Consider the following 25,459-nt stretch of genomic DNA (forward strand, 5'->3'; position numbering starts at 1 on the left):
TTAAAGAGCGGTTGGTTAAGATCTTTCGTCTCAACCGAGGCGCGCATTCTACAGCAGCCTCTGTTGCTGTCAAGCGGTTATTTTTCGAAGTTTTCAAAGTTTCCTTTGCAACTTCAACCACTTGCGCTTGCGATCTCTCGTTAGCGGGAGGCGAATTCTACAGCGTTACTCGCTGCTGTCAACACCTCTTTTACACCGCTGTCGACCGAGAAGATCGAACCGTTAAAAGAGCCAAACCACCCTGCTCTTTCAACTCCTTCTGGGCTTCGATGATCTGAAGCAACTCACTGTCGAAAACTGCGTAACTCATTGTTTAACAAGGAGTTTTCCGTTTCGACTGCGCCGGAAGTGGGGCGAATTATAGACTTCCAGAATCTGCCGTCAACACCTATTTTCACAATTCTGTCATATAGGTAAAAAAGCCCCTGAAACACAAAGGCCGGCCCCAAGGGGCCGGCCTTCTTCCCTTCTACTTACAAGCTAGGGAATGCGAACTGCGAAGCTTCATGGCTCGCCCGTTGTGGCCAACGCTGGGTAATGGCCTTGCGACGGGTGTAGAAACGCACGCCATCCGGACCATACGCATGCAAGTCGCCGAACAGCGAGCGCTTCCAGCCGCCAAAGCTGTGATAAGCCACCGGTACCGGCAGCGGTACGTTGACGCCGACCATACCGACTTCGATTTCGTCGCAGAACAACCGTGCCGCTTCCCCATCACGGGTAAAGATGCAGGTGCCGTTGCCATACTCGTGATCGTTGATCAGCTGCATCGCCTCTTCCAGGCTGTTAACCCGGACAACACACAGCACCGGCCCGAAGATCTCTTCTTTATAGATGCGCATTTCTGGCGTGACGTTATCAAACAGGCAGCCACCCAGGAAGAAACCTTCCTCATGACCCGCCACGCTCAGACCACGACCATCGACCACCAAAGAAGCACCCGCCGAAACACCGTCTTCTATATAGCCACTGACTTTGTCGCGAGCCTGACCGGAAACCAGCGGCCCCATGTCCAGACCGCATGAAGTCCCGGCACCGATTTTCAGCGCCTTGATCTGCGGTACGAGTTTGGCCACCAGCGCATCCGCCACCTGGTCACCGACGCACACAGCCACCGAGATCGCCATGCAACGCTCACCGCAGGAACCATAAGCCGCCCCCATCAGTGCGCTGACCGCGTTATCCAGATCCGCATCCGGCATCAGCACCGCATGGTTCTTCGCGCCACCCAGTGCCTGAACGCGTTTGCCGCGCTTGGTGCCTTCGGCGTAGATGTATTCGGCAATCGGCGTCGAACCAACGAAGCTCAACGCTTTGACTTCCGGCGCTTCGATCAGCGCATCCACCGCAGCCTTGTCGCCGTGCACCACACTCAGCACACCTTTAGGGAGGCCGGCTTCCAGCAACAATTGAGCGATCAACAGCGTTGAGCTTGGATCACGCTCGGAGGGCTTGAGGATGAAGCAGTTGCCGCAGACGATTGCCAGTGGATACATCCACAGCGGCACCATGGCCGGGAAGTTGAACGGCGTAATACCGGCCACCACGCCCAACGGCTGGAAGTCCGACCATGCATCAATGTTCGGGCCAACGTTACGGCTGTATTCGCCCTTGAGGATTTCCGGTGCGGCGCAAGCGAACTCGACGTTCTCGATTCCGCGCTTCAGTTCACCAGCAGCATCTTCCAGCGTCTTGCCGTGTTCTTCGCTGATCAGTTGAGCGATACGTGCTTCGTTCTGCTCCAGCAATTGCTTGAAGCGGAACATCACCTGCGCACGCTTGGCCGGCGGAGTGTTACGCCAGGCCGGGAACGCAGCCTTGGCCGAGTCGATGGCTTTTTGAATGGTTTCGCGGCTGGCCAATGGCAGCTTGTGGATCGCCTGGCCGGTAGACGGGTTGAACACGTCAGCGGTGCGACCGTCTTCGGTCACCAACTCACCATTGATCAAATGCGGGATAAGGCTCATGCGGGGCTCCTGAAAAGTTGTCCACAGGCGCCCGTCAAAGGGCGCCTCTATATAGAAGGGAAAAATCAGTCGATCTTGTTCAGCACTTCGCCGACCGCGTCGAACAGACGATCAAGGTCTTGCGGCTTGCTGTTGAAGGTTGGGCCGAACTGCAGGGTGTCGCCGCCGAAGCGCACGTAGAACCCGGCTTTCCACAGCGCCATGCCCGCTTCGAACGGACGCACGATGGCATCGCCGTCACGCGGTGCAATCTGGATCGCACCGGCCAGGCCGTAGTTACGAATGTCGATAATGTTTTTCGAACCCTTCAAACCGTGCAGCGCATTTTCGAAATGCGGTGCGACTTCGGCCACGCTCTGCACCAGGTTTTCCTTTTGCAGCAGGTCGAGTGCTGCCAGGCCAGCGGCGCAAGCCACCGGGTGCGCGGAATAGGTGTAGCCGTGCGGGAATTCCACCGCGTACTCAGGCGTCGCCTGGTTCATGAAGGTCTGGTAGATCTCGGAGCTGGCAATCACCGCGCCCATCGGAATCGCGCCGTTAGTGACTTGCTTGGCGATGCACATCAGGTCCGGGGTCACGCCGAAGCTGTCGGCGCCGAACATCGAGCCGGTACGGCCGAAACCGGTGATCACTTCGTCGAACACCAGCAAGATATTGTGCTGATCGCAGATCTCGCGCAGACGCTTCAGGTAACCCTGTGGCGGAACCAGCACGCCAGCGGAACCGGCCATTGGCTCGACGAATACCGCCGCGATGTTCGAAGCATCATGCAACTCGATCAGCTTGAGCAGTTCATCCGCCAGGGCAATGCCGCCCTCTGTCGGCATGCCACGGGAATAAGCATTGCTCGCCAGCAAGGTGTGCGGCAGGTGATCGACGTCCATCATCGCCTGGCCGAACATTTTGCGGTTGCCGTTCACGCCACCGAGGCTGGTGCCGGCGATGTTCACGCCGTGATAACCACGGGCACGGCCGATCATCTTGGTCTTGGTGGCCTGGCCTTTCAGACGCCAGTAAGCACGAACCATCTTCACCGCCGTGTCAGCGCACTCGGAGCCCGAGTCAGTGAAAAACACGTGATTGAGATTGCCCGGGGTCAGGTCGGTGATTTTCTCAGCCAGCTGGAACGACAGCGGATGGCCATACTGGAAACCTGGCGAGTAATCGAGGGTACCCAATTGCTTGGCGACCGCTTCCTGAATTTCCTTGCGGGTATGCCCAGCGCCGCAGGTCCACAAACCAGAGAGCGAGTCGTAAACCTTGCGCCCCTTGTCATCAATCAGCCAACTGCCTTCAGCCGCCACGATCAGTCGCGGATCGCGCTGGAAATTACGGTTGGCAGTGTAGGGCATCCAGTGAGCATCGAGCTTGAGCTGGCTGGCCAGGGAAGTCGGGTTGTTTTCAGGCAAGTTCATGGGCAAAACCTCGCAGGGCAATAAGCGGCATAGAGATCAAAAGCGTTCTTGCAGCTAAATTGCCATGGGGATAAAGTCGGTGAAATCCAACTCTTCTAACGTTCAGTCAGGTCACCACTAAACTATGAGCAGCCGTCGCCCCGATCCACTGGCGCAAGTCAGTGACTTTGATATCCGCCTGCTTCGGATTTTTCGCAGTGTGGTGGAGTGCGGCGGCTTCTCGGCAGCGGAATCGGTGCTGGGGATCGGGCGCTCGGCCATCAGCCAGCAAATGAGCGATCTGGAACAGCGCCTCGGTCTGCGTTTATGCCAACGGGGTCGCGCCGGGTTTTCCCTGACAGAAGAAGGCCGCGAGGTCTATCAATCTGCGTTGCAGCTATTAAGTGCGCTGGAAAGTTTTCGCACCGAGGTCAATGGCCTGCACCAACACTTGCGCGGCGAATTGACCATCGGCCTGACCGACAATCTGGTCACCCTGCCCCACATGCGCATCACCCACGCCTTGGCGCAATTGAAGGAACGCGGGCCGGACGTGCAGATTCAGATCCGCATGATCGCGCCCAATGAAGTCGAACAAGGCGTGCTCGACGGTCGATTGCATGTCGGAGTGGTGCCGCAAGCCAGCGCGCTGTCGGGGCTGGAATATCAGCCGCTCTATAGCGAACGCTCGCTGCTGTATTGCGCGGTCGGTCATCCGTTGTTTTATGTCGACGATAAACAACTGGATGACGAGCGCCTCAATAGCCAGGACGCGATCGCGCCGACCTTCCGTTTGCCCGCGGAAATCCAGGCCCATTACCAGGCGCTCAATTGCACCGCCAGTGCCTCGGACCGGGAAGGCATGGCGTTCCTGATCCTCACCGGACGGTACATCGGCTACCTGCCGGACCACTACGCCAGCCTCTGGGTGCAGCAAGGCCGATTGCGTGCGCTGAAACCAAAGGTGCGTTTTTATGACCTGAGCCTCGCATCAGTCACCCGCAAGGGCCGTCGCCCGCATTTGGTGCTGGAAAGTTTCCTGGAGAGTCTGGCTGCGACACGCTAGGTTTTATCGCGTCAGGACTTGTCTGATGCCTGTGGGTGCGCTATCAACGCACTGGTTGCACCCACCCACTTGTCCGGAAGTGCCTATGACCTTTGAAGTCCCCGCTCACGGCGGCAAACCTGCCAGCCGCATTCGTCAGAAGAACGAAGAGACCATCATCAAAGCCGCCGAAGACGAGTTCGCCCGTCACGGGTTCAAAGGCACCAGCATGAACACCATTGCCCTGAATGCCGGATTGCCCAAGGCGAATCTGCATTACTACTTCACCAACAAGCTCGGTTTGTACGTGGCGGTGTTGAGCAACATCCTCCAATTATGGGACAGCACCTTCAACACCCTGACCTTTGATGATGATCCGGCCGAAGCGCTGACGCGTTACATCCGCGCCAAGATGGAATTCTCCCGTCGTCAGCCGCAAGCCTCGCGGATCTTCGCAATGGAAGTCATCAGCGGCGGCGAATGCCTGACCGAGTATTTCAACCAGGACTATCGCGCCTGGTTCCAGGGTCGGGCGGGCGTGTTCCAAGCGTGGATCGACGCCGGAAAAATGGACCCGGTAGACCCGGTAAACCTGATCTTCCTGTTGTGGGGCAGTACCCAGCATTACGCCGATTTCGCCACGCAGATCTGCCGTGTCAGCGGTCGCACCAAGTTGACCAAGCAGGACATGGAAGACGCCGGCAACAACCTGATCCGCATCATTCTCAAGGGCTGCGGCCTGACGCCAACAATCTAAGACTCTTATGCCTTTTACCCTCAGCGGTTTTTGCGAGTACTGCGAAGAGATTCGCAAAAGCCGCTTCATCACCTTCGCCGCGCCGATCAGTAGCCCTGCTGAAGCCCAGGCGTTCATCGAACAGCACAGCGATTTGAATGCCTCGCACAATTGCTGGGCCTGGAAACTTGGCGACCAATACCGCAGCACTGACGATGGCGAGCCTGGTGGCACCGCTGGCCGACCGATTCTGGCGGCAATCGACGCGCAGGATTGCGATCAGGTCGCCGTGCTGGTGATTCGTTGGTATGGCGGCATTCAACTCGGCACCGGCGGCCTCGCCCGGGCGTATGGCGGCGGCGCCAACAAGTGCCTGCAAGCAGCGGCGAAGGTTGAGTTGATCAGTCGGATGCCAGTGAGTTGTGCCTGTGCTTTTGGTGAGTTGCCGCTGGTGAAGCTTCGGGTGGCGGAACTGGGTGGATTGGTTGTGGAAGAAACGTTCACCGCCAATGGCGTAGAGCTGCAATTGGCGATCGGCGAAGGCCAGATCGATACCTTGCAAACGCAGCTGGCGGATTTGAGCCGCGGGCGCATTTTGTTGCAGCACTAATCGCACCAACAACGTTCACAGCCCTTTCGTCGAACCAGTGCATTTGCCCACATCTACTGTGCACCCGGCTGTGGATAACCTGAGCACACCCGGCTGCAACCCTTCTGTCATGCGGCTTTGCGGTCTTTGCTCACTTTTCGTCCAATCCGCCATCAAAAAAGCTAAATCCACGTAAAAACAATCAGTTAGAGCGGTTTATCACCTTTAGAAGAAAGCTACGCAGTGCTTATGCCCGAGCTTCGGGCTTGCGCACAAATACTGTGGAGCAATCTGTGGATAACCCGTTCATGGCTGTCGCCGCCCCCTGTCCGGTATGGCTTGCCGTCAGTTGCTCGTTTTTTGACCAAACACCCCGAGCAAAACCGGAGCCTGATCAACGGCTTTGCCCTCAAGTGGTGCCGGGGTCGGTCAAGCCCTCTCGAGACGTCATGATGCGCATCGGTGAATTAGCCCAGGCCAGCGCCGTCAGCCGCGACACGCTGCGCTTCTACGAGCAGCGCGGGTTGATTGCGGCGCAACGCAGCGCCAACGGTTATCGCGACTATCCGGCGGACATGGTGCAACTGGTGCTGTACATCAAGACCGCTCAGCGGCTGGGCTTTACCCTCGGCGAGATCGGCAACAGCGTCGCCGCGTTATGGCAGTCGCCCGATCCGGACAGCGCCGTCACGCAATTGCTGCAAGACAAACTCAAACTGATCGAAACCCGAATGGACGAACTCGGCGCGCTGCGTCAGGAGTTGCAGCAACGGCTCGGTCAACGTTGTCCATTGAATCCGTGATCCTCATTTATCAAGGAAGCCACTCATGTCTACGGCAAAAACCGCACTCATCATCGGCGCCTCCCGGGGCCTGGGCCTCGGTCTGGTGAAAACCCTGCTGGCCGACGGCTGGCAGGTCACCGCCACCGTGCGCAACCCGCAGAACGCCGAAGCCTTGCAGGCCTTGGGCACGGTGCGGATCGAAAAACTCGACATGGACGACCAGCAGGCGGTCATCGCCCTGAGCCAACAACTCAAGGGCGAAGTGTTCGACCTATTGTTCGTGAATGCCGGGGTCAAGGGGCCGGAGGTTCAGACACCGGGCGGCGCGACGTTGGCCGAGGTCGGTCAATTGTTCTTCACCAACGCCGTGGCGCCGATCAATCTGGCCCAGCGTTTTGTCGGGCAGATTCGTCCGGATACCGGCGTGCTGGCGTTCATGAGTTCGGTGCTCGGTAGCGTGACCATGCCGGATGCGCCGGAACTGGCGTTGTACAAGGCCAGCAAAGCAGCGCTGAACTCGATGACCAACAGCTTCGTCACTCAGTTGGGCGAGCAGAAGCTCACCGTACTGTCGCTGCATCCGGGTTGGGTGAAAACCGACATGGGCGGTGAAGGCGCTGACATCGATGTGGGCACCAGTACGCGCGGCTTGGTCGATCAGGTGAATGCGTATACCGGCAAGGGCGGGCATCATTTTGTGAATTACAGGGGTGAAACCATTCCCTGGTAACACCACCGTCCCTGTGGGAGCGAGCTTGCTCGCGATGGCGGACTGTCAGTTGGCATTAGTGGTGCCTGACACACCGCTATCGCGAGCAAGCTCGCTCCCACAGGGATTTGAGTTGTTCTGTCGGGCCGGGCTTGCTCCCAGCTTACTTTTGTTTGAAACTCCGCACCTCGTCCCCGCGACGACCCTGGATCAGCAGACAGGGTAATCACTGAGCTGGCTAACCTGAACCCAACTTTCAGAGGAGCCGGCCAACATGCCTGCGACCCGTACCTGGTTAAAAAATCCCCTCGCAATCTTCACTGCCAATGGCCTCGATGCCCGTGGCGGCCTGGTGCTGCAAGACGGTTTGATCGTCGAAGTGCTCGCCGCTGGCCAGCAACCGTCTGCGCCCTGTGGACAAGTGTTCGATGCCCGCGAGCATGTGATCCTGCCGGGACTGATCAACACCCATCACCACTTCTATCAAACCCTGACCCGCGCCTGGGCGCCGGTGGTCAATCAGCCGTTGTTCCCGTGGCTGAAAACCCTCTACCCGGTCTGGGCCCGCCTCACCCCTGAAAAGCTCGCCCTCGCCAGCAAAGTCGCGTTGGCCGAATTGCTGCTGTCTGGCTGCACCACCGCGGCCGATCACCACTACCTGTTTCCGCAAGGCCTGGAAAATGCGATCGACGTACAAGTCGAAAGCGTTCGCGAACTGGGTATGCGCGCCATGCTGACGCGCGGATCCATGAGCCTCGGCGAAAAGGACGGCGGCCTGCCGCCGCAGCAGACCGTGCAGGAAGGCGAAGTGATTCTCGCCGACAGCCAACGCTTGATCGCCGAGTACCATGAGCGTGGCGACGGCGCGCAAATCCAGATCGCCCTCGCGCCGTGCTCGCCGTTCTCGGTGACCCCGGAAATCATGTCGGCCAGCGCCGAACTGGCCAACAAACTCGACGTGCGCCTGCACACCCATCTGGCCGAAACCCTCGACGAAGAAGACTTCTGCCTGCAACGCTTCGGGTTGCGCACTGTGGATTACCTCGACAGCGTCGGTTGGCTCGGCCCGCGCACCTGGCTCGCTCACGGCATTCACTTCAACCCGGATGAAATCGCTCGCCTCGGTGCCGCCGGCACCGGTATTTGCCATTGCCCGAGTTCGAACATGCGCCTGGCTTCCGGCATCTGCCCGACGCTGGACCTGACGGCTGCGGGTGCATTACTGGGCTTGGGCGTGGACGGTTCGGCGTCCAACGATGCGTCGAACATGATGCTGGAAACCCGTCAGGCGCTGTACATTCAACGGCTGCGTTATGGCGCCGAGAAGATCACGCCGGAGTTGGTGCTGGGGTGGGCGACCAAGGGTTCGGCGCAGTTGCTGGGCCGTACCGATATCGGCGAACTGGCGGTGGGCAAGCAGGCGGATCTGGCCCTGTTCAAGCTCGATGAGCTGCGGTTCTCCGGCAGTCATGATCCGGTGTCGGCGTTGCTGCTGTGCGGCGCTGATCGGGCGGATCGGGTGATGGTCGGGGGCAAGTGGCGAGTGATCGATGGGCAGGTTGAAGGGCTGGATTTGAAGGGGTTGATTGCCGATCACAGCCAGGCGGCTCGGCAGCTAATCGCCGGTACCTGACACAACACAAATCAAAACTGGGAGCGGGCTTGGTCAGGGCGGCGTTCCGACGATGGCGGATTGTCAGTTGGCATTAATGGTGCCTGACACACCGCTATCGCGAGCAAGCTCGCTCCCACAGGGGGTTGTCGTTGTCCTAGAGACCGAGCAGCGACAACATGATAAATGTCGCAAACAGCACAAAGTGGGTCATACCTTCGATGGCATTGGTTTCGCCATCGTTGAGGTTGATCGCGCTGACGATCAGGGTGAGGAAGACCATCACGGTCTGCACCGGGGTCATCGCCATCTGGAACGGCTGGCCGGTGTAGAGCGCCATTGCTTCCATCACCGGCACCGTCAGAATCACCGTCGACAACGACGCGCCCATGGCGATGTTGACCACCGACTGCATACGGTTGGCCAGTGCCGCCCGCAACGCCGTCAGAATCTCCGGGGCCGCCGAGATCGCCGCCACCAGGATCGCAGTGATCACCGGCGGTGCGCCCGTCCCTTCCAGGCCCAGGTCGAGGGTTTTGGACATCACTTCGGCCAATGCGCCGATCACCACCACGCCGAACACCAATGTCCCAATACTCAACCCCAGATTGATGGGTTCAGGTTCTTCCTCCGGGACTTTCTTGCGGCGTTTTTCCGGGTAGCTGTAGCTGAAGAAATAACTGTGCGGCCCGACCTGCATGCGCAGGAACAGGGTGTAGAGCACGACCATCGCACCAATGGTGAACGCCGAATAGAGTTTCCAGCTGGCCTCGGGAATGAACTCCGGCACCACCATGGAAACGCCCATGGCGGTGAGGATCATCGCGCTGTAACTGCGCGCCGAGTCATCGTTGTAGGACTGTTCGCCATGCTTGAGCCCGCCCATCAACGCGGCCAGGCCGAGGATGCCGTTGATGTCGAGCATCACCGCCGAATAAATCGTGTCGCGCACCAGGGTCGGCGAGGCTTCGTTGCTCATCATGATCGCCAGGATCACCACTTCCACCAGCACGGCGGCCAGGGTCAGGATCATCGTGCCGTAGGGGTCACCGACTTTTTCCGCGAGCAACTCGGCGTGATGGGCGACGCGCATGGAGGCGGCGACGATGAAGGCGATCAGTACGAGGCCGGCGGTCAGCGCAATGGGTTGGCCGCTGTGCAGCATCCAGTGTTCCAGTGGATAGGCGACGACGGCGGCGATCACGGCCAGCAGCAGAAACTTTTCTTGCTTGAGGAGTGTGAGCATTGCGGGCCTTTTTGCCGTGTGAAGCGAAACCAGGGTGATGAGCTAATGACTGCGGGGCGGCGCTAACGTTTCGTTACACCTTAGCGCACCAGTGGATGGCAGCCGTGTCAGGCCATGCACTTTTATCGGCCTCAAGGGCCTCATCGCGAGCAAGCTCGCTCCCACATGACCTGCACAAATCCTGTGGGAGCGAGCTTGCTCGCGATGGCCGTTACGCGATCTCGAGCCATTTGTTGTCTTGTTGGTCAGTAATTTGCATTGGCCTTGCCAACCTCACAACACCATGGAGTTCGAATTCATGCACAAACGTCCGTTGAAGAAGCTGCTTTGCGCCGTCGCCGCAGCCATCGGTCTGAGCACCACCCTGACCGCCAGTGCCGTCGACCCGCTGAAAGTCGGCTTCGTCTACATCGGTCCAATTGGCGACCACGGCTGGACGTATCAGCATGAACAAGGGCGCAAGGCGCTGGCCGAAAAATTCGGCAACCAGATCACCACCAACTATGTGGAAAACGTCGCTGAAGGCGCCGACGCGGAGCGGGTGATTCGCAACATGGCCAAGGACAAGTACGACCTGATCTTCACCACGTCCTTCGGCTACATGAACCCGACGCTGAAAGTCGCCAAACAATTTCCCAAGGTGACCTTCGAACACGCCACCGGCTACAAGCAGGACAAGAACCTCGGCACCTACCTGGCCCGCACGTATGAAGGTCGCTACGTCGGCGGTTTCCTCGCGGCGAAGATGACCAAGACCAAGAAGATCGGTTACGTCGCGTCCTTCCCGATCCCGGAAGTGATCCGCGACATCAACGCCATTCAACTGGCCCTGAACAAATACAACCCCGGCACCGAGATCAAGGTGGTGTGGGTCAACTCCTGGTTCGATCCGGGCAAAGAGGCCGATGCCGCCAATGCGTTGATCGATCAGGGTGTGGACGTGGTGTTCCAGCACACCGACAGCCCGGCGCCGATCCAGGCGGCTGAACGCCGTGGTGTGTATGCCGTGGGCTACGCTTCGGACATGGCGCACTTCGGGCCGAAAGCGGTGCTGACGTCCATCGTCAACGACTGGGGCCCGCACTACATTCAGGCGACCCAAAGCGTGCTCGACCACACGTGGAAGTCGCAGGATTACTGGGGTGGTTTGAAGGAAGGTACGGTTGAGTTGCCGATCAGCGATCTGGTGCCAGCGCCGGTGAAAGCCGAGGCAGAGCAGATCATTGCCGACATCAAGAGCGGTGCTTTCCACCCGTTCACCGGACCGATCAAGGATCAGGCAGGCGTTGAGAAAGTCGCGGCGGGTGCGACGGCCAGCAATGCGGAACTGGCATCGATGAACTACTACGTTGAAGGCATGAAGGCCGACATTCCGAAGTAGCTCCCAAACCAAACACAACCCCCCTGTGGGAGCGAGCTTGCTCGCGATAGCTGTAGAGCAGGCAACATCAATGTTGAATGTGAAGCCGTTATCGCGAGCAAGCTCGCTCCCACAAGGGACTGTCAGCGTTCTCAAGGACTGCGCATGAACCAGCTCCCGATCATCGATATCGCCCTGCTCTACAGCGATGACCCATCCGCCTGGCAATCAATCGCCACGCAAATCGACCACGCCTGCCGCAAATGGGGCTTTTTCTACATCAAGGGGCACCCGATCAGCGCCGCGCGCATTAACGCCGTGTTCGACAGCGCCCAACGCTTCTTCGCCCTGCCCGCCGCCGAAAAACTCAAGATCGACATCACTCAAACCCGCCACCACCGCGGGTACGGCGCAATCGCCACCGAACAACTCGACCCGAGCAAACCCAGCGACCTGAAAGAAACCTTCGACATGGGCCTGCACCTGCCGGCCGATCACCCTGAGGTGCTGACGGAAAAACCGCTGCGCGGCCCCAACCGTCATCCGTCGATGCCCGGCTGGGAGTCGCTGATGGAGCAGCACTACGTCGACATGCAGGCCTTGGCCTTAACCCTGTTACGGGCCATAACCGTGGCGCTGGGCATCGAGCGCGACTTTTTCGACACCCGCTTCGTTGAGCCGGTCAGCGTGCTGCGGATGATTCATTACCCACCGCGCCACACCGCCAGTTCCGAAGAGCAGCAAGGCGCCGGCGCCCACACCGATTACGGTTGCATCACCCTGCTGTATCAAGATGCCGCCGGCGGCCTGCAAGTGCGAAACGTTAAAGGCGAGTGGATCGATGCACCGCCGATCGACGGCACGTTCGTGGTCAACCTTGGCGACATGATGGCGCGCTGGAGCAACGACCGTTACCTGTCGACGCCTCACCGGGTGATCAGCCCGCTGGGCGTGGACCGTTACTCGATGCCATTCTTCGCCGAGCCGCACCCCGACACGGCCATCGAATGCCTGCCCGGCTGTCAGGATGAGCGGCACCTGGCAAAGTATCCGGCCACCACCTGCGCCGAATTCCTGCTCTCGCGCTTCGCCGAGACCTACGCCTATCGACGAGAACAGGAAGCGGTCTGATGAACCGGCTGGTCAGGTTTTGCTAATTGTTTCTACGGGCATCTGTAGAATGCTCGCCATCTGCACCTGATGAGAAAAGACTATGTACGACTGGCTGAACGCCCTGCCCAAGGCAGAACTGCACCTGCACCTTGAGGGTTCGCTGGAGCCTGAGCTGCTGTTCGCCCTGGCCGAACGCAACAAGATCGCCCTGCCGTGGAGCGACGTCGAGACCCTGCGCAAGGCCTACGCCTTCAACAACCTGCAAGAATTTCTCGACCTGTATTACCAGGGCGCCGACGTGTTGCGCACCTCTCAGGATTTCTACGACCTGACCTGGGCCTACCTGTTGCGCTGCAAGGCGCAGAACGTGATTCACACCGAACCGTTCTTCGACCCGCAGACCCACACCGACCGTGGCGTGCCGTTCGAAGTGGTGCTCAACGGCATCGCCGCCGCGTTGAAGGATGGCGAGCAGCAACTGGGCATCACCAGCGGTTTGATCCTGAGCTTCCTGCGCCACTTGAGCGAAGAAGAAGCTGAGAAAACCCTTACCCAGGCGCTGCCGTTCCGTGATGCGTTTGTCGCCGTCGGTCTGGACAGTTCGGAAATGGGTCATCCGCCGAGCAAGTTCCAGCGCGTGTTTGATCGTGCCCGTCACGAAGGCTTCCTGACCGTCGCCCACGCCGGTGAAGAAGGCCCGCCCGAGTACATCTGGGAAGCCCTCGACTTGCTAAAAGTCCAGCGCATCGACCATGGCGTGCGCGCCATCGAAGACGAGCGTTTGATGCAGCGGATTATCAACGAGCAAATCCCGCTGACCGTGTGCCCGTTGTCGAACACCAAACTCTGCGTGTTCGATCACATGTCTCAGCACAACATTCTCGACATGCTCGAGCGTGGCGTGAAAGTGACCGTGAACTCGGATGACCCGGCGTACTTCGGCGGTTATGTCACCGAGAACTTCGACGCGCTGTACACCCATTTGGGTATGACTCAGGATCAGGCCAAGCGTTTGGCGCAGAACAGCCTGGATGCCAGATTGGTCAAACCTTAAAGTCAAAAGATCGCAGCCTTCGGCAGCTCCTACAGGGTGTACACATAACCTTGTAGGAGCTGCCGAAGGCTGCGATCTTTTTTGCATCTACCCCGCGGTGGCTTCGCTTAATTCTTCCAATGTCTTGCCCCGGGTCTCCATCCCGAACACCCACACCACCCCCGCCGCAATTGCAAAACACATCGCCCCCAGCGCAAACACCCCGCCCTGCCCGGTCATCGGGAACACCAGCCCGGTCACCAATGGCCCGAGCAACGAACCCACGCGGCCAATCGCCGAAGCGAAACCCGAACCCGTGGCCCGCGCCGATGTCGGGTACAACTCCGGTGTGTAGGTGTAAAGCACCGCCCACATGCCGAACAGGAAAAACTGCATCAGCAGCCCCGATGCAATCAACAGGCTGACGTTGCCGCCAAACACCGCGCTCTGACCATAGAGAAACGCCATCACCCCACCGCCAAGCAACGTCACCACGCACACCGGTTTACGCCCCCAACGCTCCACCAGCCAGGCGGCCATCAGGAAACCGGGAATCCCGCCGAGGGAGATCAGCACCGTGTAATACACCGACTGGGTCACGGCAAAACCCGACTGCTGCAGCAAGGCGCTGAGCCAGGACGTCAGGCCATAGAAACCCAGCAAGGCGAAGAACCAGACACTCCAGATCATCATCGTGCGCTGGCGATACAGCGGCGACCAGATCTGCCGCAACGCGGAAAAGAAATGGCCCGGCGTACTCGCCACTCGCGGCAAGCGAATCGGCGCGGGCAACTCCGAACGCCCCAGAGATGCCCGGACTCGATCTTCGATGCGCAGCAAGACCTTGTCTGCCACGTCATGGTGCCCGGCCTGTTCCAGCCAACGCGGTGATTCGGGAATGAAAAAGCGAATCGCCAGGACAAACACCGCCGGCACCGCCAACACCAGGAAAATGTCTCGCCAGCCAATCACCGGCAGCAGGAAGTACGACAGTACGCCGGCGGCGACGAAACCCAGCGGCCAGAAACCATCCATCAGCGCAATGTAACGCCCGCGACCTTTTGCTGGAATCAGCTCCGAGAGCATCGACTGAGCGATGGGAAACTCCATGCCCATGCCGATCCCCAACAGGATTCGAAACAACGTCAGCGTTTCGACGTTCTGCGCCGTGGAGCACAGGTAGCTGGCGATCCCCCACAACACGATGCTCCACTGGAACACCGGTTTGCGGCCGAAACGGTCGGCCAGCATGCCGGACAGTGACGCCCCCACAACCATGCCGAAAAAGCTCGAACTGGCCAGCAACCCGGCCTGTGCCGTGCTCAGGCCGAACTCGGTTTTGATCGAGCCGAGCAGGAAGGTCATCATCGCCAGGTCCATGGAGTCGAAGAAAAACGCCAAGGCAATGATGATGAAAATGATCCGGTGATAACCACTGATGGGCAACCGTTCCAGTCGTTCTGCCGCGCTGAAGCCTCGTGTTTCCATGCCACATCCCCCCAATCCGAAAGTCCCCGGACGAGTGTGCGCGATAGCTGCTGGGGGTTACTGCTGGATGCGACCTGTTCGCAGCTCTGAGCGACGCCCGAAGCTTCGGACGTCGATCTCGATGCGTCTACAACGCCATTTCCAGCTCGGTTTCTTTGGCGAATCGATGGATTTCACGCTGCCCCGCGGCGGTGATCTGCAAGGCTCGCGAATCGTTGGGCAAGCTCAACCAACCTGACTGCATGAACAATTGCAGCAACGCCGCACCCAGCGATCCGCCCATGTGCGGGCGTCTTTCGCTCCAGTCCGGACAAGCGCAGGCGACTCGGCTGTTGCGATGAGCCAGCGCCTGGATGAACACACCCCGTGTCGCCAATTGCGTGGCGCCCTTGTGGGTGATCATGACCCGCTGATCGAACTGTTCGATCCAGCCTGCATCCAGCAGACGCTGGTAAAGATCGGCGGCAAGGGTGCCGCCCAAATGGTCGTCGCAAAGCCTGGCGCGCAAGAGTGACGAAGGCGCCGCCTGAGGTTTGGCGAGGGGGGGCGTGCGCTTGAAAACGTCCGGGATTTCCCGAGGCGTGCTGGCCAGGGTGGCGCTGGCCAGTGCCTCTATCGCGGCACCCACTTCAGGCGCGGCAAGACGGAAGAACCGCTTGCGGCCGCGAAATTCGACTTTCAACAGACCTCCGGCGGACAAACGCCCCAGATGCGCACTGGCCGAAGACGGTGACAGGCCGGCCAACAAGGCCAGCTCTTCGGTTTGCCGTGCCGAGCCGTCCATCAAGGCCCACATCATTGCGCTGCGCTTTGGGTCAGCCAGCAACGTGGCGATCTGGCTGATGCAAGGTGCATGTTCCATGTATTCACTCCCTGTTGAATCGTTTCGTCTACTGCTCAGAGACATCTTGACCAGTAATGTGTCGTCGGCCAAGGCGTGGAAACCGCCATAAACCGGGCAAAGCCAGCCAATCGCACAGGCCATTGCTTCGCAGGTTTCGCAAAGCCGCGGCGATTGACCATGGGGCCTGGCTGACTCGGACGTGGACTCGCCATGGCGAGATCGACGGTGCGTACATGAGGCGAGCGCTAGTATAGGCGGGTTAACCGCCGGTTCCTGCCCTTGGGAAACCATTGGTGGTGATAGTTCCTGAGTGAAATTTCGCTATTTGCCTGCGACTAATGATCGGGGCCCGATAACGTCGGAAATTGGCTACTCAAACGGGCGCAACGGCTGGCGAGCATTTCCCGCAAAAGGTTCACCGGCTTACTCAATTGTGCGCGATGGGCGCACAGCAAATTCAGCGGTGCGCGCTCACAGAGCAGTTCCGGCATGAGCACTTTCAATCGACCGGCCAGCACATCGGCCGCGACATCGAGCCAGGACTTGTAGGCGATCCCGGCACCTGCCACGGCCCACAGACGGACGACATCGGCATCATCGCTGAAACGATCACCGCTGACGGTCAGGCTGACCTCGCGTTTGCCATCGTGGAAACTCCAATGATCGTGGACCCGGCTGCCGAGCATGAACAGCAGGCAGTTGTGCTGAGCCAGTTGCTCCAGTTGCCGTGGCTCGCCATGCCGGGCCAGGTAACTCGGGGCGGCACAGAGGACGCGGCGGTTCTGCGGGGCGATGGGCAGCGCCACCAGGCTTGAGTCTTCCGGCTCGCCGTAACGCAGGGCGATGTCCACCGGTTGGCGGAACAGGTCGGCGATGCGGTCGCCCAGCAGCAAACGCACCGTGAGTTTCGGATGCTCACGCTGAAACTCGTCCAGCCAGGGCAGCAGCAGATTGCGGCCAAAGTCCGAAGGCGCCGAGAGCTGCAAAATCCCGCTGACCTGGTCCTGACCGCTGGCCAATAAACGACGGCCTTCATCGAGATTGCTCAAGGCGGCCCGAGCGTATTCGAGAAATCCCTCGCCTTCAGCGGTCAGCCGCAGGCTACGGGTAGAACGGGCGAGCAACCGGGCGCCGAGCTGCTGTTCGATGCGCTTCAACGCTGCACTGGCCACCGCGGCCGACATGTCCATCCCGCGTGCCGCCGCTGACAGACTGCCCAGGTCCGCCGCCCGGACAAACAACTGCAAGTCATCGAAACGCAGCATTGTTCAGCCTCGATTATCAAAAAAATATTGAAAGAGACTGCTCTTTTAGCGGGTTTTATCTTGCAGAGAAATAGCCAATCATCCGTCCCATCGAATTCATCCCGTTCCCGGAGCCGAACATGTCCCAGCCTTTCACCGCTATCGCCACCCTCATCGCCAAAGCCGGCCAACAGGACGCCCTCGAACAGCACCTGCGTGCGCTGCTGGAACCGACCCGCGCCGAGGCCGGTTGCGGTCAATACGACTTGCACCTGGACCTCGCCAATCCTCATGCCTTCTACATGATCGAAAAATGGAGCAGTGACGAAGCCCTGCAGGCCCATGACGCCAGCGCGCATATCCAGAACTTCCGCGCCAAGGCTGGCGACTTTCTCGAACACTTCGACCTCAAGCGCCTGCGCTCCATCGTCTGATCTGCCTTCTTTATTACTTCTCAGGAGCCCGTATGAAAGCCATTGCTTACTACGCCTCGTTGCCAATCAGCGACGAAAAATCTCTGCAAGACATCGAACTGCCAGAACCGGTTGCCGGCCCGCGCGACCTGTTGGTGGAAGTCAAAGCCATCTCGGTCAACCCGGTGGACACCAAGGTCCGCCAAAACGTCCAGCCTGAAGCGGGCGCGCCGAAAGTGCTGGGCTGGGACGTGGCCGGTGTGGTCAAGGCCGTTGGCAGTGAAGTCACGCTGTTCAAGGCCGGCGACAAAGTGTTCTACGCCGGCTCCATCGCCCGCGCGGGCGGCAACAGCGAGCGGCACGTGGTAGACGAGCGGATCGTCGGCCATATGCCGAAAACCCTCGGCTTCGCCGAAGCCGCCGCGCTGCCGCTGACCGCTATCACCGCCTGGGAATTGCTCTTCGAACGTCTGCAAGTGCGTGAAGGCAAGACCGATGAGGGCCAGAGCCTTTTGATCGTCGGTGCCGCTGGCGGTGTGGGGTCGATCCTCACGCAATTGGCCAGCCAGCTCACTGGACTGAAAGTCATCGGCACGGCTTCCCGCCCGCAAACCCAGAGCTGGGTTCGTGAGCTGGGTGCCGACCTGGTGATCGATCACAGCCAACCGTTGAGCGAAGAGCTCAAACGCGCGGGTGTCGATCAGGTGACCCACGTCGCCAGCCTGACCCAAACCGATCACCACCTGGATCAATTGGTCGAGGCACTGGCGCCGCAAGGCAAACTGGCCCTGATCGATGATCCGAAGGCGCTGGACGTGACCAAGCTCAAGCGCAAGAGCCTGTCGCTGCACTGGGAGTTCATGTACACCCGCTCGCTGTTCGAAACCGCGGACATGATCGAGCAGCACACATTGCTCAACCGCGTGGCTGAGCTGATCGACGCCGGGACGCTGAAGACCACGGTCGGCGAGCACTTCGGGACCATCAACGCGGCGAACCTGCGCCGTGCCCATGAGCTGCTCGAAAGTGGTAAGTCCAAGGGCAAGATTGTGCTTGAAGGGTTCTAAAGATCAAAAGATCGCAGGCTGCGCCAGCTCCTACAGGGATTTGAGTACGACCTAAACCTGCGGACTGTACGCAGATCCCTGTAGGAGCTGGCGCAGCCTGCGATCTTTTGCCGTCAGTCCGAGAGTTGACCCTTGTCACAATTGCGATCGTATTCGGGTCTACAATCGAGGCTCTGCGGCACAATCGTTTACGTGACATCTTTTACGAGAGGAGAGATCAGCAATGAAGATCCTGATAAAAGAATTGGCAAAATCCCAGTGGCAAGTCCGTCTGGACCAACACGCCGTGACGTTCCGCAGCGAAGCCGAGGCCCGCGCCTTCACCCGCACCCTCGAAGCGCGACTACAAGCACCTCATCAAATTATTGACCGCCAGCAGCGTGCCGCTGGCTGAGTCCGCCCTCAGACCTGGGCTTGCGCCAGCGCCCGGGCATTTTGCAAGCGCCGGGTGAGCATCGCCACGCTCACCACCAGAACTCCGCACAGGCTGATGACCATGGCCATCGGCATGGCGCTGCCATCGTGCAAAACACCCACCAATGCTGCTGCCCCGGCGGCGACGCTGAATTGCAGGCAACCGAGCATCGCCGATGCACTGCCGGCCCGCGCGCCCTGCCCGTTCATGGCGCAGGCCGAGGCGTTAGGCAGGATGCAACCGAGGCTGGCGATACAGACAAACAGCGGAATCAGCAACGGCCATAGCTGCGCGGTGTGCAACGAACTGACGGCCAGCAGCGCCAGACCGGCGCCGACGTAGATCCACACGGTGCGCACCAGCAGAAAAGCCGGACCACGCTTGGCCAGCAATCGCGCGTTGAGCTGCGCCACCAGAATGAAACCCGCCGCGTTGGTACCGAACAGCCAGCCGAAATGCTCGGGCGGCACGCCATACAGCTTGATGAAAACGAACGGTGAACCGGCGATGTAGGCAAACATCCCGGCGATGGCGATGCCACCGGTCAGGGCGTGGCCGAGGTAGACCGGGTCCGACAACAGTCGACCGTACTGACGTAACGCCCCCGACAACGGTTGACGCGGCACATGGGCCGGCAGACTTTCCGGCAGCCCGAGCGCCACGGCCAACCCTGCCAGCGCACTGAAACCGGTCAATACGAGAAAGATCGACTGCCAGCCCGTGGTGTTGACCAACAGCCCACCCAGCATGGGCGCAAGAATCGGCGCCAGGCCCATCACCAGCATCAGCTGCGAAAAGACCTTCGCCGAACCCACCGCATCGCATTTATCGCTGACAATCGCCCGCGCGATCACCATCCCCGCGCACCCGCCCAACGCCTGAACGAAACGTGCGCCGATCAGCCACTCGAGGTTCGGCGCATAGGCACAGGCCAGAGAGGCCGCAGTGAACAGCCCGACACCGGTCAGCAAGGGAATGCGGCGCCCAAAACGATCTGCCACCGGGCCGTAAGCCAGTTGACCGATGGACAAGCCAAGGAAATACGCCGCCAGGGTCAGCTGAACGTGTTTTTCATCGGTGCCGAAGGCGAGCGCCATCGCCGGGAAGGCCGGCAGATAGAAATCGATCGCCAGCGGACCGAAGGCGCTCAAGGCGCCAAGAATCAAAATGGAACGGAAATTCATCAGGCATCCAGTTGGACAGGGTCGGCAGCCCCACAGTCTAGCCGCGCATGGACGCCTTGAACATTCCGTTAGGTCGCTAACTATTAAAAACCACTGAATGAATGCAAAACCTGTGGGAGCGGCGGTGCGACGATTCGACTTGCTCGCGAAGACGGTGTGTCAGACAACGTTGATGGCGACTGACACACCGTCTTCGCGAGCAAGCCCGCTCCCACATGGAATTGTGTTTGGACTCAGGCGACTTTCGCCTCGTAGCCTTCTTCGGTGATCACCGCGATCACTTGATCCGCTGTCAACGCACTGTCGACGCCGACTTCTTTCGCGGCCAGATCGATACGCACGCTGGCCGCCGGATCCTTGGCTTGCAGCGCCTGGGTGATGGCTTTGACGCAGTGACCACAGGACATGCCTTGAACGTTGAACACTTGCATGGGATGACTCCTTTCGTGAAGTTGTGTGCAGTCTCGAGCTTGCCATCATGGCAAGGTCAAGTTCTGAAGTGAGCTGCCGGGCTGGCAATCGGCGTCGTGCTCGGCCAAGCTGCGTCCATCAATGACTCGACATCAGGAGATTCAGCCATGCGCTGGTCAGCTCTCAGCCTGTTTGGCTTTCTCAGCCTATTTGCCGCGACACCTTCAGTTCAAGCCGCCGGGGAGGACTATGGCGTACTGATCATTTCCCGCGAGCGCCTGGAAGTCGCGACCTCCTGCGAGATCGGCGTGTACATTCACGATCAGCTGTCGGCGCGGTTATTCCAGGAACAAAGCACCTCGTTCAACCTGCCGCCGGGCAATGTGTCCTTGCGCCTTAAGTTGCTGCCGGGCCAGGCGCCGGGCTGCAACCCGGGCATGCTCGCACCGGGTTCACAGAACATCACGCTCAAGGCCGGTGACGTGTTGAAGTTCCGGATTGCGATGACGCAGGAAGGGATGTACCTCAAGCCTGCGGCTCTCGAATATTGAGTCGCCGGTAAAAAAAGATCAAAAGATCGCAGCCTCGTTGCACTCGACAGCTCCTACAAGGTTTCGTATCCCCTGTAGGAGCTGTCGAGTGCAACGAGGCTGCGATCTTTTGATCTGAGACATGGCGCTTGACCTTGCCAGCATGGCAAGGTTGATCCTGTAGTCATCTTCTACAGGGAGCGTGACCGATGTCCGAATCCACCACTTTCGATCTGCCGATTGCCGGCATGACCTGCGCCAGTTGCGCCGGGCGTGTCGAGCGCGCCTTGAGCAAAGTCATCGGCGCCTCTGCCGTCAGCGTCAACCTGGCCACCGAACAGGCCCGGGTTCAAGCACCCAGCGACAGCCTGCCGGCCTTGATGGATGCGGTGCAGCAGGCGGGTTACAGCGTGCCGCAGCAGAGTCTGGAATTGAGCATCGACGGCATGACCTGCGCCTCCTGCGTCGGCCGGGTCGAGCGAGCGCTGGCCAAGGTGCCGGGAGTCAAAAGTGTCAGCGTCAACCTGGCCAACGAACGCGCCCATCTTGAGTTGCTCGGCCAGATCGATCCACAAACCCTGATCGGCGCAGTGACCAAGGCAGGCTATAACGCCAGTGTCTGGGAAGTCGAACACCCGCAAACCGATAATCAACAACAACGCCTGCACCGTGAGCGTTGGGCCTTGATCATGGCGATCGTCCTCGCCTCGCCGCTGGTGCTGCCAATGCTGCTGCAACCGTTCGGCGTGCACTGGATGCTCCCGGCCTGGGTGCAATTCGCGCTGGCCACGCCGGTGCAATTCATCTTCGGTGCGCGGTTTTATGTGGCCGCCTGGAAAGCCGTGCGCGCCGGTGCGGGCAACATGGATTTGCTGGTTGCGTTGGGCACCAGCGCCGGTTATGGCTTGAGTCTCTATGAATGGGCCACCGCCGCCGGGCGCATGCCGCACCTGTATTTCGAAGCCTCAGCGGTGGTGATCGCCCTGGTGCTGCTGGGCAAATACCTGGAAAGCCGCGCCAAGCGCCAGACCGCCAGCGCCATTCGCGCCCTCGAAGCCTTGCGACCCGAGCGGGCGATTCAGGTGATCGACGGCCGCGAGCAAGATGTCGCCATCAGCGCCTTGCGTCTGAATGATTTGGTCATGGTCAAGCCCGGCGAACGCTTCCCGGTGGACGGTGAAGTGGTCGAAGGCCAGAGCCACGCCGACGAAGCACTGATCAGCGGCGAAAGCCTGCCGGTGCCCAAACAACCCGGCGACAAAGTCACCGGCGGCGCGATCAATGGCGAAGGCCGGTTGCTCGTTCGCACCCTGGCCTTGGGCGCAGAAACCGTGCTCGCCCGCATCATCCGCCTCGTCGAAGACGCTCAAGCTGCAAAGGCGCCGATCCAGAAACTGGTGGATAAAGTCAGCCAGGTGTTCGTGCCCACGGTCCTGTTGATCGCGTTGGCAACCTTGATCGGTTGGTGGTTGTACGGCGCGCCGATGGAAACGGCGCTGATCAATGCTGTGGCGGTATTGGTGATCGCTTGCCCGTGCGCCTTGGGGTTGGCCACGCCGACAGCGATCATGGCCGGCACCGGCGTGGCGGCGCGCCACGGGATTCTGATCAAGGACGCCGAAGCGCTGGAGCGTGCCCATGAAGTCAGTGCTGTGGTATTCGATAAGACCGGCACGCTGACTTCGGGTACTCCGCGCATCGCTCATTTGAGCGCAATCAACCATGACGAAGCTGCGCTGCTGCAAATGGCCGGCGCCCTGCAACGCGGCAGCGAGCATCCGCTGGCCAAGGCGGTGCTGGACGCTTGCGCCGAGCGCGGTTTGACGGTGGCCGATGTTACCGACAGCCAGTCCCTGACCGGCCGTGGCATCGCGGGCACTCTCGACGGTCGTCGATTGGCGCTGGGCAATCGTCGTCTGTTGGAAGAGAGCCGCTTGAGCGCTGGTGAATGGGCGGACTCCGCCACCGCGTGGGAAACCGAAGGCCGGACCCTGTCCTGGCTGATCGAGCAAAGTCCCGAACTTCGGGTGCTGGGCCTGTTCGCTTTCGGTGACACCCTCAAACCCGGCGCGCTGCAAGCCGTGCAACAACTCAACGCACGCAACATCAGCAGCCACCTGCTGACCGGCGATAATCGCGGCAGTGCTAAAGTGGTTGCCGAGGCGCTGGGCATCAAGGATGTCCACGCCGAAGTACTGCCGGCGGACAAAGCCGCCACCGTCGCGGAACTGAAAAAAACCGGCGTGGTAGCGATGGTCGGTGACGGCATCAATGACGCACCCGCCTTGGCCGCCGCCGACATCGGTATCGCCATGGGCGGTGGCACCGACGTGGCGATGCACGCGGCCGGAATCACCCTGATGCGCGGCGACCCACGGCTGGTGCCAGCGGCGCTGGAGATCAGCCGCAAGACCTACGCGAAGATTCGTCAGAACCTGTTCTGGGCCTTCGTCTACAACCTGATCGGCATTCCGCTGGCAGCGTTCGGTTTCCTCAACCCGGTGCTGGCCGGTGCGGCCATGGCGTTGTCGAGCGTCAGCGTGGTGAGCAATGCGCTACTGTTGAAAACCTGGAAACCCAAGGATCTGGAGGACAACCGATGAACATCGGCCAAGCGGCCCGCCAAAGCGGCCTGAGCGCGAAGATGATCCGTTATTACGAATCCATCGGCTTGCTCAAGGCCGCCCATCGTACTGACAGCGGCTATCGGGTTTACGGCGACGACGACCTGCACACCCTGGCGTTCATCAAACGCTCCCGGGACTTGGGGTTCTCACTGGAAGAAGTCGGCAAACTGCTGACCCTCTGGCAGGACCGCCAAAGAGCCAGCGCCGATGTGAAGGCCCTGGCCCGTCAGCACATTGATGAACTGAACCAGAAAATCCGCGAACTCGGTCAGTTGCGCGACACGCTGCAGGACCTGGTCGAACACTGCCACGGTGATCACCGTCCCGACTGCCCGATCCTCAAGAACCTGGAGTCGGGCTGTTGCGCACAACCCGCTCGCCCCTGATTGCCAGCCCCTTCACCACCAACAAGGTGGTGAGCGGAATCCCGTGGAACAACAGCACCACGGCACCCGGCGTCCACCACGAATAGAACGGCGCGGCGATCAGCATGCCGATGCCGAACCCGGTCATTTGCAGCAGCGTCAGGAAGCTGAAAATCGGCAGGCGCAGGCTGTCCGGTTCACGCTGCAGGCGTGACATCAGGCCGACTTCCGAGAAGCCGTCGCCGAGACCCGCCGGCAGCGCGAACAGCAGTAGCCCGTAAAGGGTCTGTTGCTGAAACATCAGGATGAAGCCGCAGGACATCAGCAACACACCAAAGAAAAATCGCCGCTCCAGGTTCACGTTATCAGAGCCTTTCAGTCGGCTGGCGATGCGCGCGCCGATGAGTTTTCCGCTGGCCCAGACCGCCAACATCAGGCCCAGCGTGGTGCTGGCCGACTCGGGCGTCAGCAGTCTGGAAATGATCGGAAACCCCACGTTGTGCGCGGCACTGCCCAGGGTGTCAGCCATGGCCACCGCGAGCATCGCCGCCACCACCGGTGTGCTGCGCAGGCCCTGGAGCAGGGCCGCCCATTCACCACGTTCGTGGGTGGGTTCATCACTGGGTGCAGGTTGTGAAAAGCGCAGCGGCAAGATGAACAACGCGGCCAGCAGATAAGTGACCACGTTCAATGCAAACACTGTTTCAAAGCCGAATGCTGCCACTAAAAGCCCAGACACCAGACTTCCGCCGACCATGGCTGCCGATGACGCCGAGGTAATCCAGGCGTTGGTCTTGAGCAGGTATTCGCTTTCGATCAAGTGCGGCAACTGACTGTTGAGGCCGATGGCGAACATCGAGTTGCCGAATCCCAGACCGAAAGCGATCACCGGTAACAGCAGCATCTGCTGGGCGACAGGTAGCACCAGCAGAAGGCCCAGCAGCCCGGCGCGCAACAGGTCGAAGGCAATCAGCGGCAGGCGCCCAGCCCAACGGCGATAAAACGTCGTGCCGATGAGACTGGCGAAGATCCCACCCGCCACGCGGCTGGCGAGGAAGATGCCGACGCTCATGGCGCTGTTGCTGAGCAGGTAGACGTAGGTGGCCAGGGCGACCATGTTGAGGAAGGCACCGAAGTCCGAGACCAGACGGGCGGTGATGATGAGTTGGGCGTTGCGAGGGGATGCGGTGTTCACATTCAATCCTTGAGTGTGGGGAGCAGCAGGGAGAACACAAAATTCTGTTACACCAAAAATCTACTGTGGGAGCGGCGGTGCGACGAT

The 25,459-nt window shown here is 60.0% G+C and carries 24 protein-coding genes; 15 read left to right on the top strand and 9 right to left on the bottom strand.

The annotated features are described in order from the left end of the window. Positions 1-473 precede the first annotated feature (473 nt). Both CUN63_RS08780 and CUN63_RS08785 read right to left on the bottom strand, forming a co-directional pair. The gene (locus tag CUN63_RS08780; protein ID WP_129438724.1) at positions 474-1,967 is read right to left on the bottom strand and encodes a CoA-acylating methylmalonate-semialdehyde dehydrogenase; all 1,494 of its coding nucleotides are present in this window, start codon (positions 1,965-1,967) and stop codon (positions 474-476) included. A gap of 65 nt (positions 1,968-2,032) precedes the next feature. Next, a complete protein-coding gene (locus CUN63_RS08785; RefSeq protein WP_129438726.1) occupies positions 2,033-3,382 on the bottom strand; it encodes an aspartate aminotransferase family protein in 1,350 nt (449 codons plus the stop codon). Between the two features lie 124 nt (positions 3,383-3,506). On the opposite strand from CUN63_RS08785, the gene CUN63_RS08790 reads away from it, so the two are divergent. The 6 genes from CUN63_RS08790 to CUN63_RS08820 all read left to right on the top strand — a co-directional run bounded on the left by CUN63_RS08790 (position 3,507) and on the right by CUN63_RS08820 (position 8,858). Beyond that, positions 3,507-4,427, top strand: a complete 921-nt coding sequence (locus CUN63_RS08790) for a LysR family transcriptional regulator (protein ID WP_046044702.1) — start codon at positions 3,507-3,509, stop codon at positions 4,425-4,427. 85 nt (positions 4,428-4,512) lie between these two features. Continuing rightward, a complete protein-coding gene (locus CUN63_RS08795; RefSeq protein WP_056746120.1) occupies positions 4,513-5,163 on the top strand; it encodes a TetR/AcrR family transcriptional regulator in 651 nt (216 codons plus the stop codon). Positions 5,164-5,170: 7 nt separating this feature from the next. Next, positions 5,171-5,752 carry a YigZ family protein gene (locus tag CUN63_RS08800; protein WP_129438728.1) on the top strand — a complete coding sequence of 194 codons (582 nt, stop codon included), beginning with the start codon at positions 5,171-5,173 and terminating at the stop codon, positions 5,750-5,752. 431 nt (positions 5,753-6,183) lie between these two features. Next, positions 6,184-6,534 (top strand): MerR family transcriptional regulator, encoded by a 351-nt coding sequence (locus tag CUN63_RS08805; protein WP_129445079.1) that lies wholly within the window; start codon positions 6,184-6,186, stop codon positions 6,532-6,534. Positions 6,535-6,559: 25 nt separating this feature from the next. Next, on the top strand, positions 6,560-7,246 hold the full coding sequence (locus tag CUN63_RS08810; RefSeq protein WP_129438730.1) for an SDR family oxidoreductase: 687 nt from the start codon (positions 6,560-6,562) through the stop codon (positions 7,244-7,246). Between the two features lie 253 nt (positions 7,247-7,499). Then, a complete protein-coding gene (locus CUN63_RS08820; RefSeq protein WP_008156510.1) occupies positions 7,500-8,858 on the top strand; it encodes an 8-oxoguanine deaminase in 1,359 nt (452 codons plus the stop codon). A gap of 136 nt (positions 8,859-8,994) precedes the next feature. Here the strand turns inward: CUN63_RS08820 and CUN63_RS08825 are convergent, their stop codons facing one another. Further along, the gene (locus tag CUN63_RS08825; protein ID WP_129438732.1) at positions 8,995-10,083 is read right to left on the bottom strand and encodes a calcium:proton antiporter; all 1,089 of its coding nucleotides are present in this window, start codon (positions 10,081-10,083) and stop codon (positions 8,995-8,997) included. Between the two features lie 298 nt (positions 10,084-10,381). Here CUN63_RS08825 and CUN63_RS08830 point away from each other — a divergent pair, with 298 nt between their 5' ends. The 3 genes from CUN63_RS08830 to CUN63_RS08840 all read left to right on the top strand — a co-directional run bounded on the left by CUN63_RS08830 (position 10,382) and on the right by CUN63_RS08840 (position 13,610). Beyond that, positions 10,382-11,464 carry a BMP family ABC transporter substrate-binding protein gene (locus tag CUN63_RS08830; RefSeq protein ID WP_129438735.1) on the top strand — a complete coding sequence of 361 codons (1,083 nt, stop codon included), beginning with the start codon at positions 10,382-10,384 and terminating at the stop codon, positions 11,462-11,464. Positions 11,465-11,608: 144 nt separating this feature from the next. Next, positions 11,609-12,574 (top strand): 2-oxoglutarate and iron-dependent oxygenase domain-containing protein, encoded by a 966-nt coding sequence (locus tag CUN63_RS08835; protein WP_129438737.1) that lies wholly within the window; start codon positions 11,609-11,611, stop codon positions 12,572-12,574. 82 nt (positions 12,575-12,656) lie between these two features. Further along, positions 12,657-13,610: an adenosine deaminase gene (locus CUN63_RS08840; protein ID WP_129438738.1), complete on the top strand. Its 954-nt coding sequence runs from the start codon at positions 12,657-12,659 to the stop codon at positions 13,608-13,610. An 87-nt stretch (positions 13,611-13,697) separates the two neighbouring features. Here the strand turns inward: CUN63_RS08840 and CUN63_RS08845 are convergent, their stop codons facing one another. The 3 genes from CUN63_RS08845 to CUN63_RS08855 all read right to left on the bottom strand — a co-directional run bounded on the left by CUN63_RS08845 (position 13,698) and on the right by CUN63_RS08855 (position 17,186). Further along, positions 13,698-15,077, bottom strand: a complete 1,380-nt coding sequence (locus tag CUN63_RS08845) for an MFS transporter (protein WP_129438740.1) — start codon at positions 15,075-15,077, stop codon at positions 13,698-13,700. A 127-nt stretch (positions 15,078-15,204) separates the two neighbouring features. After that, positions 15,205-15,939: a helix-turn-helix transcriptional regulator gene (locus tag CUN63_RS08850; RefSeq protein WP_129438742.1), complete on the bottom strand. Its 735-nt coding sequence runs from the start codon at positions 15,937-15,939 to the stop codon at positions 15,205-15,207. 317 nt (positions 15,940-16,256) lie between these two features. Further along, positions 16,257-17,186: a LysR family transcriptional regulator gene (locus CUN63_RS08855; protein ID WP_129438744.1), complete on the bottom strand. Its 930-nt coding sequence runs from the start codon at positions 17,184-17,186 to the stop codon at positions 16,257-16,259. A gap of 119 nt (positions 17,187-17,305) precedes the next feature. On the opposite strand from CUN63_RS08855, the gene CUN63_RS08860 reads away from it, so the two are divergent. From CUN63_RS08860 to CUN63_RS31675, 3 genes are all read left to right on the top strand, one after another. Beyond that, positions 17,306-17,599, top strand: a complete 294-nt coding sequence (locus CUN63_RS08860; protein WP_129438746.1) for a putative quinol monooxygenase — start codon at positions 17,306-17,308, stop codon at positions 17,597-17,599. Positions 17,600-17,631: 32 nt separating this feature from the next. Continuing rightward, positions 17,632-18,645 carry a zinc-binding alcohol dehydrogenase family protein gene (locus CUN63_RS08865; RefSeq protein WP_129438748.1) on the top strand — a complete coding sequence of 338 codons (1,014 nt, stop codon included), beginning with the start codon at positions 17,632-17,634 and terminating at the stop codon, positions 18,643-18,645. Positions 18,646-18,868: 223 nt separating this feature from the next. Next, the gene (locus CUN63_RS31675; protein ID WP_165353242.1) at positions 18,869-19,039 is read left to right on the top strand and encodes a hypothetical protein; all 171 of its coding nucleotides are present in this window, start codon (positions 18,869-18,871) and stop codon (positions 19,037-19,039) included. Positions 19,040-19,047: 8 nt separating this feature from the next. Here the strand turns inward: CUN63_RS31675 and CUN63_RS08870 are convergent, their stop codons facing one another. Continuing rightward, positions 19,048-20,244, bottom strand: coding sequence for a multidrug effflux MFS transporter (locus CUN63_RS08870; RefSeq protein ID WP_129438750.1), 1,197 nt, complete (start codon positions 20,242-20,244; stop codon positions 19,048-19,050). Between the two features lie 233 nt (positions 20,245-20,477). Beyond that, a complete protein-coding gene (locus tag CUN63_RS08880; RefSeq protein WP_129438752.1) occupies positions 20,478-20,675 on the bottom strand; it encodes a heavy-metal-associated domain-containing protein in 198 nt (65 codons plus the stop codon). Between the two features lie 147 nt (positions 20,676-20,822). Between CUN63_RS08880 and CUN63_RS08885 the strand changes: the two genes are divergently transcribed. The 3 genes from CUN63_RS08885 (at position 20,823) to cueR (ending at position 24,198) form a co-directional block, all read left to right on the top strand. Continuing rightward, positions 20,823-21,206 (top strand): hypothetical protein, encoded by a 384-nt coding sequence (locus tag CUN63_RS08885; protein WP_046044720.1) that lies wholly within the window; start codon positions 20,823-20,825, stop codon positions 21,204-21,206. Between the two features lie 188 nt (positions 21,207-21,394). Beyond that, positions 21,395-23,788, top strand: coding sequence for a heavy metal translocating P-type ATPase (locus tag CUN63_RS08890; protein WP_129438754.1), 2,394 nt, complete (start codon positions 21,395-21,397; stop codon positions 23,786-23,788). Then, positions 23,785-24,198, top strand: a complete 414-nt coding sequence (cueR, locus tag CUN63_RS08895) for a Cu(I)-responsive transcriptional regulator (RefSeq protein WP_008156539.1) — start codon at positions 23,785-23,787, stop codon at positions 24,196-24,198. The genes CUN63_RS08890 and cueR overlap by 4 nt, the downstream gene beginning before the upstream one ends. Here the strand turns inward: cueR and CUN63_RS08900 are convergent. After that, a complete protein-coding gene (locus tag CUN63_RS08900) occupies positions 24,152-25,372 on the bottom strand; it encodes an MFS transporter (protein WP_129438756.1) in 1,221 nt (406 codons plus the stop codon). The genes cueR and CUN63_RS08900 overlap by 47 nt on opposite strands. Between the last annotated feature and the right edge of the window lie 87 nt (positions 25,373-25,459).

The sequence above is a fragment of the Pseudomonas sp. ACM7 genome (genome assembly GCF_004136015.1).
Lineage (GTDB): Bacteria > Pseudomonadota > Gammaproteobacteria > Pseudomonadales > Pseudomonadaceae > Aquipseudomonas > Aquipseudomonas frigoris.

Bases quoted from the DNA above. Each gene is read 5' to 3' on its own strand.
- CUN63_RS08780 (WP_129438724.1), bottom strand. From the start codon at position 1,967: ATGAGCCTTATCCCGCATTTGATCAATGGTGAGTTGGTGACCGAAGAC.
- CUN63_RS08785 (WP_129438726.1), bottom strand. From the start codon at position 3,382: ATGAACTTGCCTGAAAACAACCCGACTTCCCTGGCCAGCCAGCTCAAG.
- CUN63_RS08790 (WP_046044702.1), top strand. From the start codon at position 3,507: ATGAGCAGCCGTCGCCCCGATCCACTGGCGCAAGTCAGTGACTTTGAT.
- CUN63_RS08795 (WP_056746120.1), top strand. From the start codon at position 4,513: ATGACCTTTGAAGTCCCCGCTCACGGCGGCAAACCTGCCAGCCGCATT.
- CUN63_RS08800 (WP_129438728.1), top strand. From the start codon at position 5,171: ATGCCTTTTACCCTCAGCGGTTTTTGCGAGTACTGCGAAGAGATTCGC.
- CUN63_RS08805 (WP_129445079.1), top strand. From the start codon at position 6,184: ATGCGCATCGGTGAATTAGCCCAGGCCAGCGCCGTCAGCCGCGACACG.
- CUN63_RS08810 (WP_129438730.1), top strand. From the start codon at position 6,560: ATGTCTACGGCAAAAACCGCACTCATCATCGGCGCCTCCCGGGGCCTG.
- CUN63_RS08820 (WP_008156510.1), top strand. From the start codon at position 7,500: ATGCCTGCGACCCGTACCTGGTTAAAAAATCCCCTCGCAATCTTCACT.
- CUN63_RS08825 (WP_129438732.1), bottom strand. From the start codon at position 10,083: ATGCTCACACTCCTCAAGCAAGAAAAGTTTCTGCTGCTGGCCGTGATC.
- CUN63_RS08830 (WP_129438735.1), top strand. From the start codon at position 10,382: ATGCACAAACGTCCGTTGAAGAAGCTGCTTTGCGCCGTCGCCGCAGCC.
- CUN63_RS08835 (WP_129438737.1), top strand. From the start codon at position 11,609: ATGAACCAGCTCCCGATCATCGATATCGCCCTGCTCTACAGCGATGAC.
- CUN63_RS08840 (WP_129438738.1), top strand. From the start codon at position 12,657: ATGTACGACTGGCTGAACGCCCTGCCCAAGGCAGAACTGCACCTGCAC.
- CUN63_RS08845 (WP_129438740.1), bottom strand. From the start codon at position 15,077: ATGGAAACACGAGGCTTCAGCGCGGCAGAACGACTGGAACGGTTGCCC.
- CUN63_RS08850 (WP_129438742.1), bottom strand. From the start codon at position 15,939: ATGGAACATGCACCTTGCATCAGCCAGATCGCCACGTTGCTGGCTGAC.
- CUN63_RS08855 (WP_129438744.1), bottom strand. From the start codon at position 17,186: ATGCTGCGTTTCGATGACTTGCAGTTGTTTGTCCGGGCGGCGGACCTG.
- CUN63_RS08860 (WP_129438746.1), top strand. From the start codon at position 17,306: ATGTCCCAGCCTTTCACCGCTATCGCCACCCTCATCGCCAAAGCCGGC.
- CUN63_RS08865 (WP_129438748.1), top strand. From the start codon at position 17,632: ATGAAAGCCATTGCTTACTACGCCTCGTTGCCAATCAGCGACGAAAAA.
- CUN63_RS31675 (WP_165353242.1), top strand. From the start codon at position 18,869: ATGAAGATCCTGATAAAAGAATTGGCAAAATCCCAGTGGCAAGTCCGT.
- CUN63_RS08870 (WP_129438750.1), bottom strand. From the start codon at position 20,244: ATGAATTTCCGTTCCATTTTGATTCTTGGCGCCTTGAGCGCCTTCGGT.
- CUN63_RS08880 (WP_129438752.1), bottom strand. From the start codon at position 20,675: ATGCAAGTGTTCAACGTTCAAGGCATGTCCTGTGGTCACTGCGTCAAA.
- CUN63_RS08885 (WP_046044720.1), top strand. From the start codon at position 20,823: ATGCGCTGGTCAGCTCTCAGCCTGTTTGGCTTTCTCAGCCTATTTGCC.
- CUN63_RS08890 (WP_129438754.1), top strand. From the start codon at position 21,395: ATGTCCGAATCCACCACTTTCGATCTGCCGATTGCCGGCATGACCTGC.
- cueR (WP_008156539.1), top strand. From the start codon at position 23,785: ATGAACATCGGCCAAGCGGCCCGCCAAAGCGGCCTGAGCGCGAAGATG.